14 protein-coding genes are annotated in these 15,102 nt (G+C 72.8%); 5 read left to right on the top strand and 9 right to left on the bottom strand.

All coding sequences use genetic code 11. The features are described 5' to 3' along the window. From EBM89_RS05325 to EBM89_RS05315, 3 genes are all read right to left on the bottom strand, one after another. Window positions 1-765 (bottom strand): hypothetical protein (locus EBM89_RS05325; protein WP_439647167.1); only part of this gene is annotated, 765 nt, incomplete at its 3' end. Window positions 766-877: 112 nt separating this feature from the next. Then, window positions 878-1,882, bottom strand: a complete 1,005-nt coding sequence (locus EBM89_RS05320) for a lysylphosphatidylglycerol synthase domain-containing protein (protein WP_122148425.1) — start codon at window positions 1,880-1,882, stop codon at window positions 878-880. 6 nt (window positions 1,883-1,888) lie between these two features. Beyond that, the gene (locus tag EBM89_RS05315; RefSeq protein ID WP_122148424.1) at window positions 1,889-2,419 is read right to left on the bottom strand and encodes a hypothetical protein; all 531 of its coding nucleotides are present in this window, start codon (window positions 2,417-2,419) and stop codon (window positions 1,889-1,891) included. Window positions 2,420-2,627: 208 nt separating this feature from the next. Here EBM89_RS05315 and EBM89_RS05310 point away from each other — a divergent pair, with 208 nt between their 5' ends. Together EBM89_RS05310 and EBM89_RS05305 are read left to right on the top strand one after the other, a co-directional pair. Further along, window positions 2,628-3,569: an ATP-dependent DNA ligase gene (locus tag EBM89_RS05310; RefSeq protein ID WP_233571553.1), complete on the top strand. Its 942-nt coding sequence runs from the start codon at window positions 2,628-2,630 to the stop codon at window positions 3,567-3,569. A gap of 198 nt (window positions 3,570-3,767) precedes the next feature. Beyond that, on the top strand, window positions 3,768-4,997 hold the full coding sequence (locus EBM89_RS05305) for a heparan-alpha-glucosaminide N-acetyltransferase domain-containing protein (protein ID WP_122148423.1): 1,230 nt from the start codon (window positions 3,768-3,770) through the stop codon (window positions 4,995-4,997). Here EBM89_RS05305 and EBM89_RS21060 read toward each other — a convergent pair. Both EBM89_RS21060 and EBM89_RS05300 read right to left on the bottom strand, forming a co-directional pair. Then, window positions 4,994-5,131 (bottom strand): hypothetical protein, encoded by a 138-nt coding sequence (locus tag EBM89_RS21060; RefSeq protein WP_158609517.1) that lies wholly within the window; start codon window positions 5,129-5,131, stop codon window positions 4,994-4,996. The genes EBM89_RS05305 and EBM89_RS21060 overlap by 4 nt on opposite strands. A gap of 508 nt (window positions 5,132-5,639) precedes the next feature. Next, window positions 5,640-7,124, bottom strand: coding sequence for a hypothetical protein (locus EBM89_RS05300; RefSeq protein WP_122148422.1), 1,485 nt, complete (start codon window positions 7,122-7,124; stop codon window positions 5,640-5,642). A gap of 1,279 nt (window positions 7,125-8,403) precedes the next feature. Here EBM89_RS05300 and EBM89_RS05290 point away from each other — a divergent pair. Next, window positions 8,404-9,348 carry a tyrosine-type recombinase/integrase gene (locus EBM89_RS05290; protein ID WP_122148420.1) on the top strand — a complete coding sequence of 315 codons (945 nt, stop codon included), beginning with the start codon at window positions 8,404-8,406 and terminating at the stop codon, window positions 9,346-9,348. Window positions 9,349-9,577: 229 nt separating this feature from the next. On the opposite strand, the gene EBM89_RS05285 is transcribed toward EBM89_RS05290, so the two are convergent. Further along, window positions 9,578-10,105 carry a hypothetical protein gene (locus EBM89_RS05285; protein ID WP_122148419.1) on the bottom strand — a complete coding sequence of 176 codons (528 nt, stop codon included), beginning with the start codon at window positions 10,103-10,105 and terminating at the stop codon, window positions 9,578-9,580. 223 nt (window positions 10,106-10,328) lie between these two features. Between EBM89_RS05285 and EBM89_RS05280 the strand changes: the two genes are divergently transcribed. After that, the gene (locus EBM89_RS05280; protein WP_147463459.1) at window positions 10,329-10,556 is read left to right on the top strand and encodes a hypothetical protein; all 228 of its coding nucleotides are present in this window, start codon (window positions 10,329-10,331) and stop codon (window positions 10,554-10,556) included. Window positions 10,557-10,704: 148 nt separating this feature from the next. Here EBM89_RS05280 and EBM89_RS05275 read toward each other — a convergent pair whose 3' ends face one another. Next, the gene (locus tag EBM89_RS05275; RefSeq protein WP_122148417.1) at window positions 10,705-11,676 is read right to left on the bottom strand and encodes a hypothetical protein; all 972 of its coding nucleotides are present in this window, start codon (window positions 11,674-11,676) and stop codon (window positions 10,705-10,707) included. A gap of 321 nt (window positions 11,677-11,997) precedes the next feature. Between EBM89_RS05275 and EBM89_RS05270 the strand changes: the two genes are divergently transcribed. Next, on the top strand, window positions 11,998-13,266 hold the full coding sequence (locus tag EBM89_RS05270; RefSeq protein ID WP_147463458.1) for a hypothetical protein: 1,269 nt from the start codon (window positions 11,998-12,000) through the stop codon (window positions 13,264-13,266). 77 nt (window positions 13,267-13,343) lie between these two features. Here the strand turns inward: EBM89_RS05270 and EBM89_RS05265 are convergent, their stop codons facing one another. Both EBM89_RS05265 and EBM89_RS05260 read right to left on the bottom strand, forming a co-directional pair. Beyond that, a complete protein-coding gene (locus EBM89_RS05265; protein ID WP_122148415.1) occupies window positions 13,344-14,234 on the bottom strand; it encodes a hypothetical protein in 891 nt (296 codons plus the stop codon). Then, window positions 14,227-14,973, bottom strand: a complete 747-nt coding sequence (locus EBM89_RS05260; protein ID WP_122148414.1) for a helicase associated domain-containing protein — start codon at window positions 14,971-14,973, stop codon at window positions 14,227-14,229. The genes EBM89_RS05265 and EBM89_RS05260 overlap by 8 nt, the downstream gene beginning before the upstream one ends. Between the last annotated feature and the right edge of the window lie 129 nt (window positions 14,974-15,102).

Here is a 15,102-nt window from a genome sequence, read left to right as displayed (position 1 = left end):
GAGGCGCTCCTGCTCGGCCTGCCACTGCGCCTCGGCCTCCGCCACGGCGGCCCTCCCCGCCGCGAGGGCGTCGACGTGCGCGAGCAGCCCGGCGGTGCGGGCGACCAGGTCCTCGGTGCCCGCCGGTGCCGGCGCGTCCCGGTCCTGCCCGGCCGCGTCGAGGGCCGCCGCGAGCGTGGCCCGGGCCATGTCGTCGAGCACCCGCCCCTCGGATGCGGACAGCACCCCCCGGGCCTCGTCGACGGCGGCGCCGAGCGCCGCGACCGCAGCGTCGTGCCCGGTCACGGCCTCGGCGTGCTCGAACGCCGCCTGCGCGTCGCGCACCGCGCCGGTGGCCTCCCGCAGGTCCGCGGCGCGCTCGGCGACGGCCGCCGCGTTCACCTCCGCCGCCGCGGTGCGGGCCGAGCGGTTCGCCTCGGGGTCGACGTCCTGGTCCGGCAGCCCCGTCAGCAGGGTCGCGAGGTCGCGGCGCACGGTCTCGTCGCCGACGCGCCCGGCGGACGCGGCGAGCACGTCCCGGCCGTCGTCGCGCGCGGCGCGCAGGTCGCGGACGGCCTCCGCGAGCGCCTCCTCGGCGGCACCGAGCGCCACCGCGGCACGGGCGTCCGCCTGCCGGTAGAGGGTCAGCCCGCCGCCCAGGAGCAGCGCGGTGAGGGCGACGGCCCCCGCTCGCACGAGCAGGCGCCGACGGGGCGACGGCGCTCCGTCGGGACCAGGGGCGGGCAGCGGTGCGGACGGTGCGGGAGGTGCGGGAGGTGCGCTCATGGGGGTGGTGCTCCAGGGTCGGATCCAGGGTGAGCGCGGCTGAGCCACCGACCCTAGCGAGCCCCGCCCGCTCCGCTCCAACCCCGCCGGTCCCCCTGTGGACCACCGACCGCTACGGGCGCGCCCGCCACCGCCAGACGCCGAGCGCGAGGGCGCCGAGCAGCAGCGTCCCGAGGATCGTCACCACCCGCCACACGACGGTCGCGGCGACCACCTCCGGCTCGACCGCGGCGCCCCCGGCGCCGACGTACCAGGCGAGCAGCAGCGCGTCGAGCACCCCAAACCCGAACAGCGGCAGGATCGTCAGCGGGTAGAGCAGCAGGAGCACCCCGACGACGAGCGTCGCGGGCAGCACGTCGGCCGGGACGCCGACGAACCGGACGGCGAGCAGGAGCACGGTCGCGTCGGCGAGCACCATGCCGGTCAGCGCGACGAGCGACGGGACGGTGCCGGTGCGCATCGAGGACGCCGTCTGGTTGCGCAGGTCGACCACCCTGGCCGCCCACGTCGCCGGGTCGACGCCGGGCCGGACCCGCCGGGCGAGCCTCCCGGCGACGGTGCCCACCCCGAGCGCCAGCCGCTCGCTGCGCAGCACCACCGCCAGCAGGACCAGGACGAGGACCGCCGCGACCGCGCACGCGCCGCCGATCAGCCAGTGCCGTCCCTCCAGCCCGTGCGCGGCGAGCAGCGCGAGCCCGAGGGCGGGCACCGCGAACCGCACGGCGTAGAACTGCACGGCGTTGAGGGTGACGCCCGCCATGCCGAGCACGGGGTCGAGCCGCCAGGAGCGGAACATCGCGACCCGCACGGCGATGTCGGCGGGTGGCGGCGCGACGGTGGCGACGAGGTTGGCGGTGAGGTCGTTCTGGGTGGACCGGACCAGTCCGAGCCCGGGCAGGAACCGGGTGAGCGGCACGGCGTTGAGCACCTGGCGCGCGAGCAGCGCGGCGGTGAGCGGCAGCGCCACCCACGGGTCGAGCCGACCGAGCGCCGCCGCGACGGCCGTCCAGTCGACGCGGCCCACGAGCTGCGCGACGAGCCGGAAGACCAGCACGCCCACCACGAGCGCGACGAGCACGCGCAGCCACGTGCGGCGGCGCCGGACCTGCTCCGCCACGCGCCGTCAGCTCGTCGCGAGGGCCCACACGACGTCGTCGCCACCGGCGGGCAGCGTCACGGTCCCGCTCTCCCCGACGGTCACGTCGAGGTCGGCGGCCGGGTCGGCGCCGTCCGGCAGCGCGACGACGGTGGTCGCGGGTACGTAGTCCATCGTGCAGGGCCCGTCGCCGGGCTCGGGGAACGTGACGGTGACCGCGCCGTCGCCGGTCTGCTCCGCGGTGTCGTCGGGGACCGCGGGGCAGGTGCTGGACCCGAAGGTGACGACGTAGATCAGCGTGTCGTCGGCGGACCGTGCCGCCCCGGCCTGGGCGTCCGTGGGCTGCGGGCCGAACCCGTCGGGCAGCCCGACGACCGTCGACCCGGCGACGAGGTCGAGGGCGGCCGCCGTCGGGGCGTCGGTGGTGGGCTCGGACGCGGTGGGCTCCGCTCCGGGTTCCCCGGACGCGCAGGCGACGAGCAGGGCGGCGGTGGCGAGGGCGAGCCCCCCGCCGACCGTCCGGCGGCGGCGGCGGGGACTGCTGGGGGCTGTGCTCACGGGTGCGCTCCGATCCGGTGCTGCGGCGGCCACGGCCCGGTCCCGCACACGCGGGTGCCCGGTCCGTCCGACAGTAGCCGCCCGGACCCCTGCGCACCCGTCACCAGCACCCCTACCCCGGACACCCGGGCGACCTCGGCACCACACGGTCGAGCGAAATCGGACGAATCACCACATTTCCGGAGGAAAACGCGCGTACGCTACCGCCGTGCCGCGAGTGCCGGAGGATCCCAGCGACCTGGCCCTGGCACGTGCGGTGCCCGGGATCGGCGACACCGTCGGGATGCCCGGCGGCACCGCCTGGGAGCCGAAGTGGGACGGCATGCGCGTCCTGGCGATCGTCGACGGTCCCGGCACGGAGCTGCGGTCCCGGCAGGGCGCCAACCTGACCTGGGCGTTCCCCGAGGTCACGCACGCCGTCGCGAACCTGGTGCCCGCCGGGTCCGTCCTGGACGGCGAGCTGGTCGTGCGCCTGCACGACCGGGTCGACTTCGGGGCGTTGCAGCGTCGGCTGGCGGCGCCGAACCCGGCCGCGCTGGCCGCACAGGCGCCGGCGGCCTACATCGCCTTCGACGTGATCCGGCGCGAGCACGGCGACCTGCGCGACCTGCCGTTCATCGAGCGCCGGATCGCCCTGGAGGAGCTCGCCGCCTCGTGGACCGACCCGCTCACGATGTCCGCGCTGACGGGTGACGTCGACCTCGCCGCGCACTGGTTCCACGTCCTGACCGGGCAGGGCGTGGACGGCCTGGTCGCCAAGGGCCTCGACCAGCCGTACCGCGCCGGGACACGGGACTGGCGCAAGGTCAAGCACCGCACGTCCGTCGACCTGGTCGCCACCGCGATCACCGGGCCGGTGGACCAGCCCGGGGCGCTGCTGCTCGCCCTCCCCGTCGACGGCGAGCTCGTGCCCGTGGGCCGGTCGCGCTCGCTCGGCCCGGCCGCCGCGCTCGCGCTGGCCCGGCAGATCACGCCGCTGGGGATGCCGTCGGCCATCGCGACGAGCATCGCTCCGCTGGTGGTCGAGGTGTCCGCGGACGTCCCGTGGTCCGGCGGGCGGCTGGCCCAGCCCGCGCAGCTGCTGCGCGCCCGACCGGAGCTGCACCCCGTGGAGGTCGGCTCCGACGCCGTCCTCGTCGGCTGCGACTGACCTCCGGCGTCGTCGCGCACCCGGGAGCGTCCCCCGACGGGTGGACGTGTTTCCCCCTCACGGATCCGCCCCGGAGCCGACCGGCCCCACCACCCGCGGCCGCACGCCCGCGCACCCGAGCCCGCCCCGGGGCGGACGACGCACCCGGGCGCCGCCCGGAAGGGTCGAGGACGACGTCCCCGACCCCGAGGAGCCCCCGTGACCCACCTGGGAACGCGCCCCACCACGACCCCACCCCCGGTCGTCGCACCGCACCGCCGCTTCGTCGCCCTCGACGTCGCCCGCGCGCTCGCGGTGACCGGCATGATGGCGGCCCACCTCGTGCCGCTGCCCCCCGGCGTCCTGAGCCGCGTGGTCAGCGGCTTCCCCTCGACCCTGTTCGCGGTGCTCGCGGGCGCGAGCGCCGTCCTCGCGACGCGGCGCCACGCGGGCCGACCCGTCGCGGCCTCCGTGTCCCTGGTCGCCCGCGGCGCGGCCGTGGCCGCCGTCGGCGCGCTGCTCGGTCTCGCGCCGTCCGGGGTGATGGTCGTGCTGGTCTACCTCGGCGTCGCCCTGGCGCTCGGGGCGGTGCTCGTGCACCTGCGCACGTCCGTGCTGGCCGCGCTCGCGGTGCTCCTCACCGCCACCGGGCCGTTCCTGACGTCGGCGGTGCGGGACGCGCGGCACGTGCAGTCGCTGGGCGAGCTGTCCTGGGAGTCCCCCGCCGACTGGGTCACGTCGGTGCTGTTCACCGGCGCCTACCCGGTGATCACCTGGACGGTCTACGTCACCACGGGGATCGTCCTGGCCCGGACGATGGTCGCCGCGCACCGCCGGGACGCGGAGGCGGGGACGCGCGCCGCCTCCCGCACCTGGGCGCTGCGGTGCGCGCTCGGCGGGCTGGTCGTCACCGCCGCCGTCGCCGTCGTGGACGCCACGTACCGCACGCTCGTCGCGGTCCCCGCGCTCGCCGAGCAGACCGGGCTCGACCAGCAGACCGTGGAGCAGGTGCTCGCCTCGCCCGCCTTCGGGGCGTCGTCGGGCGCGTCCTGGGACAGCGTCCTGCTCGCGACCGCCCACAGCGGGCACGTCGCCGACGTGCTGCTGACCGCCTCGGCCGCGGTCGCCGTGACCGGGGCGCTGACCCTCGCGCTGCGCCACGACGGCGCGCACCGGGCGCTGCGTCCGCTGGCCTGGCTCGGGGCGGTCCCCCTGACCGTCTACGTCCTGCACGTGCTCAGCACCTGGCTGTGGACGTCGACCGCCACACCCACGGTCGGCGGGGGCAGCGCCGTGCTGGCGGGCAGCGTGGCGGCGGCGGCCCTGCTCGGCTGGGTCCTGCACCGGGCCGGGCGGCGCGGCCCGCTCGAGGCCGCCGTCTCCGCCGCGTCCTCGCTCGCCACCCGCGGGCTGCTGCGGGGTGACCCCGCCGCGCGCGGGCGGGCCTAGCCCGCCTGGGCGTCCCGGGCCTCGGCGATCTCCTGCGCGTCCGGCGACCCGGTGCGCTGGACCGACAGGTCCCCGCACCCGACCAGCCCGAGGGCGACGACTCCCACCATGCCTGCGACGGCGATCCTGCGCATGACCTTGCTTCCTCGTGATCCGGTTCGACTCCGCGGGGAATCGTGCCAACGACCGGACACCCTACGGGTGGGCCGTACGTCCCGGGCAACTCGGGTGGAGCGCCCGCGATCGACGGGAGAGTGTCGGGCCTGCGCGACTCAGCCGGGCTCGGCACGGCGATTTGCATGACGGCGGGGCTCGACGCGCACGGGTCGTCCGACGCGGCCGTCGAGCGTGTGGCCGACCCGGGAGTGACGCGCGAACCGGACGCGGCGAACCAATCGCCCTGTCTGCGCCTCGTACCCGTGGCACACCGACCCGCAGTTCTGGACGGCCGCCGCGCCGGGCGAGTGCGCAGCAGGAAGCGGACGCCTCGCGCCGGCATCCGACCCGGGAGGAGGGCCGAAGCCGTGATGCTCGCGCGCACCTCGTCCCGGGATGGCGAAACCGGTCGGCTCGCTCCCCTCATCTCTCCGATCGCGGACCGGGCCGTGGGTACGTTGTTCCGCACTCGCACGCCTGTCGCGGTCAGTACCCGAGTCGCGCGGCGAACCCCCGGGGGTTGTGATCACGTGCGACGGCCCCGACGAGCCGGTCCATCTCCGCAGCGAAGCAGCAGGCCCGCCACAGGTTCACGACGAACTCATCGGCCGCCTCGTCGAGAACTCGCTGCATCTGCTCGAGTGATCCCAGATCGACCCGGGCTCCAGCGATGTGCATGTCCTCTCCATCCTCGTTGACCGATTTGGTGGACTGGCCCAAGCCAAATAGGGAAGAGCAGTTCAACGCTGGAGCCGGGGTGATCGCCCCGATACGACGGACGAGGTCACGACCGAATCGCTCCAGCCGCGCTGTGTCGAGTCGTGCGACGATCCAGTGCGGAGAGCCGAGACCGGAGCCCTCAGCGACGTCTCTACCAGCGGCTGGGGACAGTTCCCTGAGCAGGCCGAGAGCGGCCGTCGGCGCCTGGCGGCAGATAGCGTTGTAACTGTCCCAGTCGCCGACTGCCTCGCGCATCCGGGCGACGTCGGCTACGAGATGCGCCTCGTAACTCCGCAATCTCTCAACACGAGGACGACTAATTGCCATCTCGCTCAACGGTCGCTCGTCACCCCAATTCGGCGCGCGATCCGCAAACAACGACATCCTGGTGTCACCATGCACATTCGTCACTTCTCCATCTCGGACCGTCCGCCAGTCATCCGTAGCATGCTCGACCGCACTGGTGACGATCTCCGGATAAAAGCCGACATGGACATCGACAAGTGTGCACACGGAATCCGCCAGGTCGACGGCGATGTCGCTGATCCGCTCCAGCGCAGCGGCAGCGGTGGCTGCCTGACTCTGCAGGAAAGCGTTACGCCCGCGCGTGCGCGACCTCAGCCCGTGATCAAGCGCGACGGCGACTGCGGCGAAGAGCACAGCAAGGACGGCCACTCCGGCTGGTTCCGAAACCGAGTTCCAGAACTCGGCGAGCCGCTCACCGGCAGCGAGGCCCACGGTCGTCGGGCGCAACGCCACCCAGATCGAGCCCAGTGCCAGGTAGAGGCCAACGGGGGTACGTAGCCAGTACACGGCGAAGCGCGAGACGTGCGCGACGAGGACTGGTAGACCAAGCAGTGCACGCACCAACGACCTCGCTCTCAGCCGAGGCCGTGCGAGCCAGGGACGCAAGCTCTCGGAATCCCGAGGCGCGAAACCTGAGAACACACCCGTCCCCGACCGAACACGGGCCAGCACCGAGCGAGCGGTCACATAGCGCGAGGCGATGCGCCGCATGGTGGCGACGTTGCTGCCACGAATGGACCAGATCGCGATCCGCTGGATAAGCAACTCCGCCTCGAGCAGGACCGAGAAGAGAGTGGAACGGGCAGCGATCGATCCGAGAAGCACGAGGAAAGAGCTGAACGCGAACAGGACAATAATGCCACGAAGATCCGCCGGAACGTCACCCTCCACCAGCCGCGCCATCCAATCGACGGGCGCGAACAGCCAATCGGCGAACTCCGGCACGGAACCTCCATCGTCGTACGTGCACCAGCGGGCGGGCGCGCAGATGACCTACGCAGACAGCGTGACCTGCGCCACGGCCCGGTCACCGCTGTCGATCGAGCCGCCGGGCGGGCACTCGGAGATTAGCTCGACCTCGTTCGTACCGACTTAGCCCAGCGGGGAGGGTCTGGTGCACGAGTAGGTGGCACCTGATCTGAGGTGCCACGAGGCGCCCCTCAGACGACACCGCACGTTGCCGCGCCCCGACGTCCGCGCCGCTCCCGACCTCCCGCTCCGCTGCAGAACCACGCACCAGACCTGCGGTGCCCCTGCGGGAACGCGCCCGTCGCCGCTCCACGGCAGCGCAGATCGCCTCTACTCGCCGCTGCGGGGACCAAACTCCGCCACGGCCACTGCAACTCGAGGGGCGGGGGATGCAGAAGACCCCCAGCGGCCGGTGGCCGCTGGGGGTCTGGGTGCTCCCTCGACTGGACTCGAACCAGTAACCGTCCGATTACGGGTCTGGGCTGGTGGTCGACCTGGCCGAGTACCGGCGCCTGCGTGCGCAGCGGTCCGCCGCTGAGCCCGGTCAGGAGTGTGGGGCGTGAGGTGCTGGTGCGGGGCACCCACGCGAGGTGCGGTGACGGCGTCGCGGCTCGTCGGCGCGCACGAGTGCCGGCAGTGCGCGGATCACTGCGCGCTTGAGGACTACATGGCGGCACAGGAGGCCGCGGATGGAGCGGGGAGCTCTCAAGGCTCCGACTTCGGCACGACGCGCACGCCTGTGCCGCTGGAGGCGTCTCGGAGGCCCGCTCGTGGTCGCGTCCGGGCGGTGTGTGAGGTCTGCGAACGCGGGAGCCGGTGGGCCGATGAGGACCCCGAGGACACCGAGGACCCCGAGGACCCCGAGGACCCCGAGGACCCCGAGCGTGTCCCGCCGTGGTCGATCGGGGCAGGCTGGTCGGTCGCCTCGTACTCGCCGACGTTTACCCACCCCGACGGGACGCACGGTGATCGGTGGACCTGCCCGTCGTGCTGGCGGAGGTTTCGTGCCGGCGAGCGGCTGATGACTCGTGCGGTCGGGCGCACGCAGCGCCACTCGCGGCCCACGGGTCGGCGTCGCTCCACCACCTAGGCGATACCTACCGGTCTGGGTCGGGGCGGCCGCGACGCGGCGGCGTCGTGCCCGCGGTGTCCGACTCGTCCTGCTGTTCGGGGCGTCCAGTGCCGGACGTCCCCGAAGGTGCCCGACTGCGCCGCGGATGGTGTCGGCCCGAGCGAGAGTCCATGGGAGGGTTCAGTGCAAAACGACTGGTCATCGGCGATCAGCGAGTACCGCATCTACCTGGTGTCGACCCGGTTCGCACAGGGATCGATCCGCGTGCATCTGAGCTACTTGCGGCGCCTCGCGTTGCAGCAGAAGTCCGGACCGTGGTCGCTGGGCACGGGCGACCTGCGCCGGTTCCTGGCCGTCGAGCGGTGGAAGCCGAACACCGCTCGCTCGGCGCGCGCAGCGGTTGTGAAGTTCTATCGGTGGGCGTCGATCGAGGGCTATGTCGACCGAGACCCGGCTGCCCGCCTGGAGCCGGTGTCGGTGCCTGAGCCGGTCCCCCAGCCGGCGCCGTGGTCGGTGGTCTCGCGAGCGATCGAGCTGTCGGCGCACCGGGAAGCGACGATGCTGCGCTTCGCCCGCTACGCGGCGATGCGCTGTTGCGAGATCGCCACTGCCCACCGAGACAACTGGGACGGACGCGTCCTGTGGGTCACAGGCAAGGGCGGCAAGGTCCGGTGCATCCCGATTCAGAACCCTGAGCTGCTCGCGGCGATCAACGAAGTTGACGGGTGGCTGTTCCCCGGGCGCGTGGACGGGCACCTGTCCCCCGGCACCGTCTCGCGTCTGATGAGCGAAGCACTAGCCGGAGCGTGGACTGGGCACAAGCTGCGGCACGCGTTCGCGACCACGTCGAACGCCCGCCACCCGGACGTGCTCGCGCTGCAGAAGGTCCTCGGCCACGCCCGGCCGGAGACCACCCAGATCTACACGCAGGTGCCGTACGAAAGCCTGCTCGACGTCGTGCGAGCCGGAGCCCCCGAAAGCAGCGACCTGCCCCCACCGGAGAACCCCCGACCGGCGCACGTCGATCCGAGCGACCTCGTAAGAGCCCTGCTGGGTCCGACTGCCGAGTCCGACCCCACATTGATAGCCGTGCAGGTGATCAAGGCCCTGATGCGGGAGCCAGCGTGAGATCACGGTTCGAGTGCGGGTCTTCCGTGTCACTGCGCGCGACGGAGGGCACCTCGACCGGACTCTCGAACATCGGTCGCGCGCGGGCGATGCCTGCGCTGGTCGGGGATCTGAAGGGTCGTCGCCGACCAGCACCACGCCCTCCGGCCGCTCGGTGCCACTCGGGCTCGCGCTCCTCACCTCGCGAGGCGGGCGCTACCGGCGCCTCCTGCTGAGTTGTGGTGTGCGGTCAGTCGAGTCCGGGCAGCGGTGGCGGCGGCCAGTCGTGCAGCGGTCCGGGGCGCAGCCGGGGGCTGGTCGACGTCACGTGCCACGTGCCGTCCGGGTCGGGTTCGCCGAGGTGGTGGACCTGGTGGTGGGTGCCAGTGGCGTGGGAGATCGCGGCCAGCACCAGGTCCACGTCCCGACGGCTGAGGGTGCGCAGCAGCCACGCCAGGGGCGGCAGCGTCCCCAGCGACACCGGCTCGGAGGACAACTTCGGGTACCCGGCGAGCTGCACAGCGATCAGCGCGACTGCGCGCGGCGCCGGGTCGGCCTGTGGGGCCAGCGCGCACGCGGCCACGCGCGTCCAGTCGACGTCGAGCAGGTCGCCGTCCGGGTCGCGCGCCGTGACGCACTCGCGCACGAACCCTGGCGTGGCGAGCCAGGTCCAATGCCGGATCAGCAGCTCGACGCCGGCCTCGGTGTCGTAGGACCCGGCGGCGCCCGCGCGCAGGCCGGCGACCAGCTCGGTGACGGACAGGTCGGAAGGGTCCACGCGTTCTCCCTGGGATCGTGCGCCGCGTCGGATGACATGTCCGCAGGTGCGGAGATCAGCGGCCGAAAGGGTTGGCCTGCGCAAGCGTAGGAGCGGAACACGCACGACCCCCGGCGCGTGAGTAGCGCGCAACACCCAGCCCTCAACGGTCGGAGTCGATTCGCCCAAAATCGAACACTTGTTCGATACTTGTTGAGTGGTGGATCGGGTACCGATGCGGGACATGGCGCGCCAGGCGCCGTCGCAGGCGACGGCGGGTGAGTCGGTGCGTCGCCCGGACGTGGCGGTGCCGGTGCGGGCGTGGATCGTCGACGCGCGCGGCCGCGACGTCGAGGTCGACGGCGAGGCCGTCGCCTGGACCTCCCGCACAGTCCAGGTCAGGTACTTCGACCCGCACGGCCGCGAGGGGTTCGTGACCGTGTGGGCCTCGGCCGTCACCAGGCGCTCGTGAGCGACGCCGAGCTCGGCGGGTACCGCCGTCGACTGGCCGTCTCGTTGGGGGCCAGGTCGCTACGCGTGGTCAAGGAACAGTCGCGCATCCAGGAGAAGGGCCACGAGCGTCACGGCCTGAGCCGCGTTGCGTCGGATCTCCTCGGCGTTCATTCCGGGGTCGCCACCTCGTAGGCAGCGCGCTCGTCGTCGCTCAGGCTCGCGAGGAACGCATCGGTTTCGGCCCGGGCCGCGTCGTACACGGGGATGTACGACAAAAGCGCGGTCCCGAGCATGATCGCCTGGACTGCGTTGCGGCGACTGACCTGGCGACCGTGGATGTGGTGCGCCGTGGCATGCCGGGCGAAGGCCGAGGACGCCGCCCGCTGCTCGTGGGTGTCCTGTGGCCGGTAGGCGAACCAGATCGGGCGCAGCACCATCGCCTCGCCGATCGTGAGCTCGTCGAAGTGGTTCATGACCTTGGCCTTCGGGTTGCCGCGCGGGTGTCGGACGAGATCACGGCGGTAGGACTCGACGAACGTCGTGCTCAGCAGTGCGTCGAGGACGCTCGCGGCGAGCGCCTGGCCCGCTGCGGTGTGTCCAGCCTGAACCGCACGGATCGCCTGCTCCAGGAGCCGCGCGAGGTCGACGTGGTCGCTCGCGACCGCCTTGGCCGCCTCATCGGCGCAGTCCTTCAGGATCGGCCTCCACGACTGCCCGAGGACCCGACGCCGGGCCTGCGGGGAGTCCGCGCTCAGCAGCCGCGCAGCGATCGCCGGGCGAGGAACGGTCCACACCGTGATGCCCTCGTCGCTGAGCGCGACCAGCGCGTCCATCCGCAGCTCGGGCAGGTCGACGACATTCGGCGGGAACGAGCGACGCCGCCAGCTCTCAGCGATCTCCTGCAGGCCCGCAAGCGTCTCCTTGACCGTGGGCAGCGCGGCGGAGACGACCCGTGCAAGCGGCGCCACCGACTCCCCGAACCAGCGAAGGCCCTCCGCGAGATTGCTGAGGGCGGCCCCGCCTCCAAGCGCGTCGGAGACGGCCCGCACCACCGCGACCGCAGCACCAAGCGCGACCCGGGCACTGGCAACCTGGTCCTCCACCGGAACCAGCGGGCTAGAGATCGGCTCGTCAGCCATCGCTCGACGCCGCCCCAGTGGCGACGTGAGCCCGCGGCGGCGTCCAAGATGACCCGGCGATCGCCTCTTCGTCGCGAGTCGGTGGGGCATCCGTGCTTCGCATGGCGAACGAGGACGCGAGCGCTCGCGGCGTCCTCGGGCTCGTGGTCGACCGGGCCGACGTCATTCACCACCTCCTGGAGCCCGACCGTAGCGTCACAGCGCGCGACTCTCGTGGCCTCGCACGCGACCTCGGAGCGCCCGGCGGTCGTGGGTGCCGAGGTGGCTAGGGTGTTGCGGGTCCCCCGCCGCGACACCCGAGAGCAACCCGAGACAGAGCCGATGACCGACGAGAACTCACCAGCGGCGCCATCGGCAGGTGCCGCGGGGCGTTCGCGGATCGTGCTCACTGTGCACGACGGGCCGGCTGAGGACTTCCCCGTCTTCACTGCCGATGCGGCGCCGATCTTCTTCGGCCCTGAGGTCGTCGGCGCCGACGCGGTCTGCGGCAGCTGCGGGCTGGTCGTGCTGGCTGGGGTTCGAAGCAGCCAGTTCGTCGGGGTGCTGTTCGCGTGCCCTCGGTGCAGGGCTGTCGTCGCCGCACACCGCACCCCCGGTGCGCCCGTCCTGGGGGATCCGGTGGTGTGCGAGCCGGGGACGGTCCACGTCGACGGTGCGCCGCGGGGCGCAGGACTGCAGACGGTGATCGGGCGCAGCGCCTGGGAGGCGTACACGCGCGAGGTCGGGCGCCACGATCCGACCAAGCCCGAGCAGCCGCGCCTACTGACCTCGGAGCGGATCGCGGAGACCGCGCGGTGGGTACGCGACGCCCTCGGGCCCGGGTACGCGCGGGAGAAGGCCTCGTACGACCGCGGCCGTGGGCGAGGAACGACCCCGCCACGCACCCGCAACCGCGTTGTGGAACTCGTCGAGTACGCGCTGCAGGAGGCCCGCCGCTCCGACGCCGGCGAGGACGTGCTCTGGGATCCGAGCCGGGTGTTCGCCCTCGAGCTGATCCGCGAGCACCTGGAGCGATGGCGGAACCACCCGAGCTACGAAGCGCTGGTGAAGGAGTTGCTGCTGACGAACAGCACCCGGCACACGGTCGCGATGCTGATGGCAGCAGGTTCCTACGTCGACCATGGGATCTCCGTCGAGTTCATCGAAGCCGGCACCGGCCTCAAGCGCGCAGACTTCTGGCTCTACCCCGGCACTGCGATCCGGGTCGGCATAGAGGTGAAGGCCCCTTCCGCACTGTGGAGCCCGACCGCGCGCCTCTCGCCCTCGGAAGCGCGGAAGCTGGCGCGTCGCCGGCTCCGGGAGGCCATCAGTCAACTCGACCGCTCGGAGCCTTCGATGCTCCTGCTCGCCGGATTCGACCTGTCACCGGCGAACTGGGATGTCCTGCGCGAGGCGACCGCGCTCGCGACGAACGACGTTGTGACCCGCGAGAACTTCCTGGCAACGACCCTCATGAACGTCCATCACACCAGCCTCCCGAACGGACTCATGGCCGCCTCGGCGGACATGCACGTCGTGCGGAACCCCCTCGCCCCGGGCGAATACTTCCCCGAACCGAACAGCCCATCCCCAGGGCGATCACCTCAGTAGCGACGCAGCCCGGACCGATCAGCGACCCACAGCCGCACCGCCAGCCCCATGCGCCTGGCAGCAACAGCCCCGGGCGGTCAGGAGCGTTCGCGGTCAAGGACTGCGAGCAGGTCGAGCAGCGCGGCGGCGAGCATCACGGACTGGACGGCGTTGCGCTTGCTGACCTGGCGGCCCCGGATGTGGTGGGCGGAGCCGTGGCGAGCAAACGTCGAGGACGCCGCCCGCTGCTCGGCGGTGTCCTGTGGGCGGTACGCGAACCACACGGGCCGCATGACCATGGCGAACGCGAAGTCGTATTCGTCGAAGTGGTCCACGGGCGTCACCTGCGAGCGCGCGCTCCTCTTGTGCGCGATGAGGCGCTTGCGGTCGTCCTCCGTGAACGACACCCGCATGAGGGTGTCCAGCACGCTCGCCGCGAGCGCCTGTCCGGCTGCGAGCTCGCCCGCTCGGATCACCCGGATCGCCTGCTCCAGCAGTCGGGCAAGGTCGGCATAGGGACCCGCAGCCCCGGCGACGGCGACGACGGAGCAGTCGTGCAGGATGTCGTCGGCGCTCGATCCGAGGATGCGTCGTCGGGCGCGGGTGGTCTGCGCGCGCAGGAGGCGGTCTGCGATCTGCGCCCGCGGGACAGCCCAGAGCGTGATGCCCTCGTCGGCCAGCGCGAGGATCGGGGTGAACTCGACGCCGTCGAGGTGGCGCAGGTTCGGCGGGAGGGACCGCCGGAACTCGGCAAGCGCCTCTTCCGCGATGCGCCCGAAGTCGCGCGTGAAGCCGGCGACCCAGTCGAGCTGGGGCGTGGCGATCTGCCGGACTCCCGACGTGAAGGGCGCGAGGCTCGCGGCGGCGATCTCGCCGATGCGCTGGTAGCCCAGCACCGACTTAGCCATCCCCTGGACGTGCCGGTTCAGCGACGCGTTGATCTGGGCGAGCATCGCCGATGCGTCGAATCCGGGGTACTTCTCAGCCAACGGACCCCTCCTGCACGGCGCGCGAGCGCGGTGTGGTCCACAGCCATCCGGGGATCGACTCCAGGGCGTCGACCTGCTCGGGGGTGAGCCGACCCCGCTCGTAGCGCGAGCGCACGTACGCAGCCCGTTTGCCCAGCGGGATGCCCTCGCCGTCGTGCACGTGCTCAGTCGACCACCGCAACGCGCCCGCGTCCCGGTCGGCGTCGCCGGCGACCCAGTCCGCGAGCGCCGCGGTGAACGCGGGGATGCGCTCGCGGCGGGGTTGGGTGGCGCCGGGGATGGTGGCGAGCTCGCGTTGCAGCTGGGGGGTCAGGCCGCGGTTGCGCTGGTTGCGGAGCCAGACGGCGGTGGCGACGTGGGCGACGTCGAGGCCGTCGAGGGAGCCGTGTTCGCGGGCGTAGGCGCGCAGGGTCGCCAGGTGGCGCTCGCGGGCGTCGTCGACGACGCGGTCGGCGCTGGTCCAGGCCCAGCCGGTGCGGGCCTCCAGGGCAGCTGCCTGCTCGGGGTGCAAGCGTCCGGCGCGGTGCCGCTTGCGGCGGTCGTGCAGGCGCTGGCCGAGGGGGTAAGGGCGGCCGTCGATGTGGCGACTGGTGGCGTTCTGGGGCACGTAGGCGCTCCCGTGCTGGCCGATCCACCAGTCGAGCTCGTCGAGGAGGTGCGCGAAGGCGCTGGCCTCGGCGCGGGCACGCGCGGAGGTGGGGGCGGCGCTTGCGGGTGAGCGGGTTGTGGGATCGGGCACGGGTCCTCCCCGGGTTCTTGACATCCTCCCGCGTGCACTGACTACGAAGCAACTAGGCAGTGCGTGTCAGACCCCCCGAGTACGCTCGACCCGCGGCTACTTGTACGAGGTCGTCCGCGCAAACTGCGA

Origin of the sequence: Cellulomonas triticagri (genome assembly GCF_003696205.1) — a bacterium.
GTDB classification, from domain to species: domain Bacteria; phylum Actinomycetota; class Actinomycetes; order Actinomycetales; family Cellulomonadaceae; genus Cellulomonas; species Cellulomonas triticagri.
The sequence above is the reverse complement of the archived record's forward strand: the minus strand, read 5'-3'. Positions and strand labels throughout refer to the sequence as shown.

What these genes read in the sequence shown, in the direction of transcription:
- EBM89_RS05275 (WP_122148417.1), bottom strand. Translation starts at nt 11,676, where the DNA reads ATGGCTGACGAGCCGATCTCTAGCCCGCTGGTTCCGGTGGAGGACCAG.
- EBM89_RS05280 (WP_147463459.1), top strand. Translation starts at nt 10,329, where the DNA reads ATGGCGCGCCAGGCGCCGTCGCAGGCGACGGCGGGTGAGTCGGTGCGT.
- EBM89_RS05270 (WP_147463458.1), top strand. Translation starts at nt 11,998, where the DNA reads ATGACCGACGAGAACTCACCAGCGGCGCCATCGGCAGGTGCCGCGGGG.
- EBM89_RS21060 (WP_158609517.1), bottom strand. Translation starts at nt 5,131, where the DNA reads ATGCGCAGGATCGCCGTCGCAGGCATGGTGGGAGTCGTCGCCCTCGGG.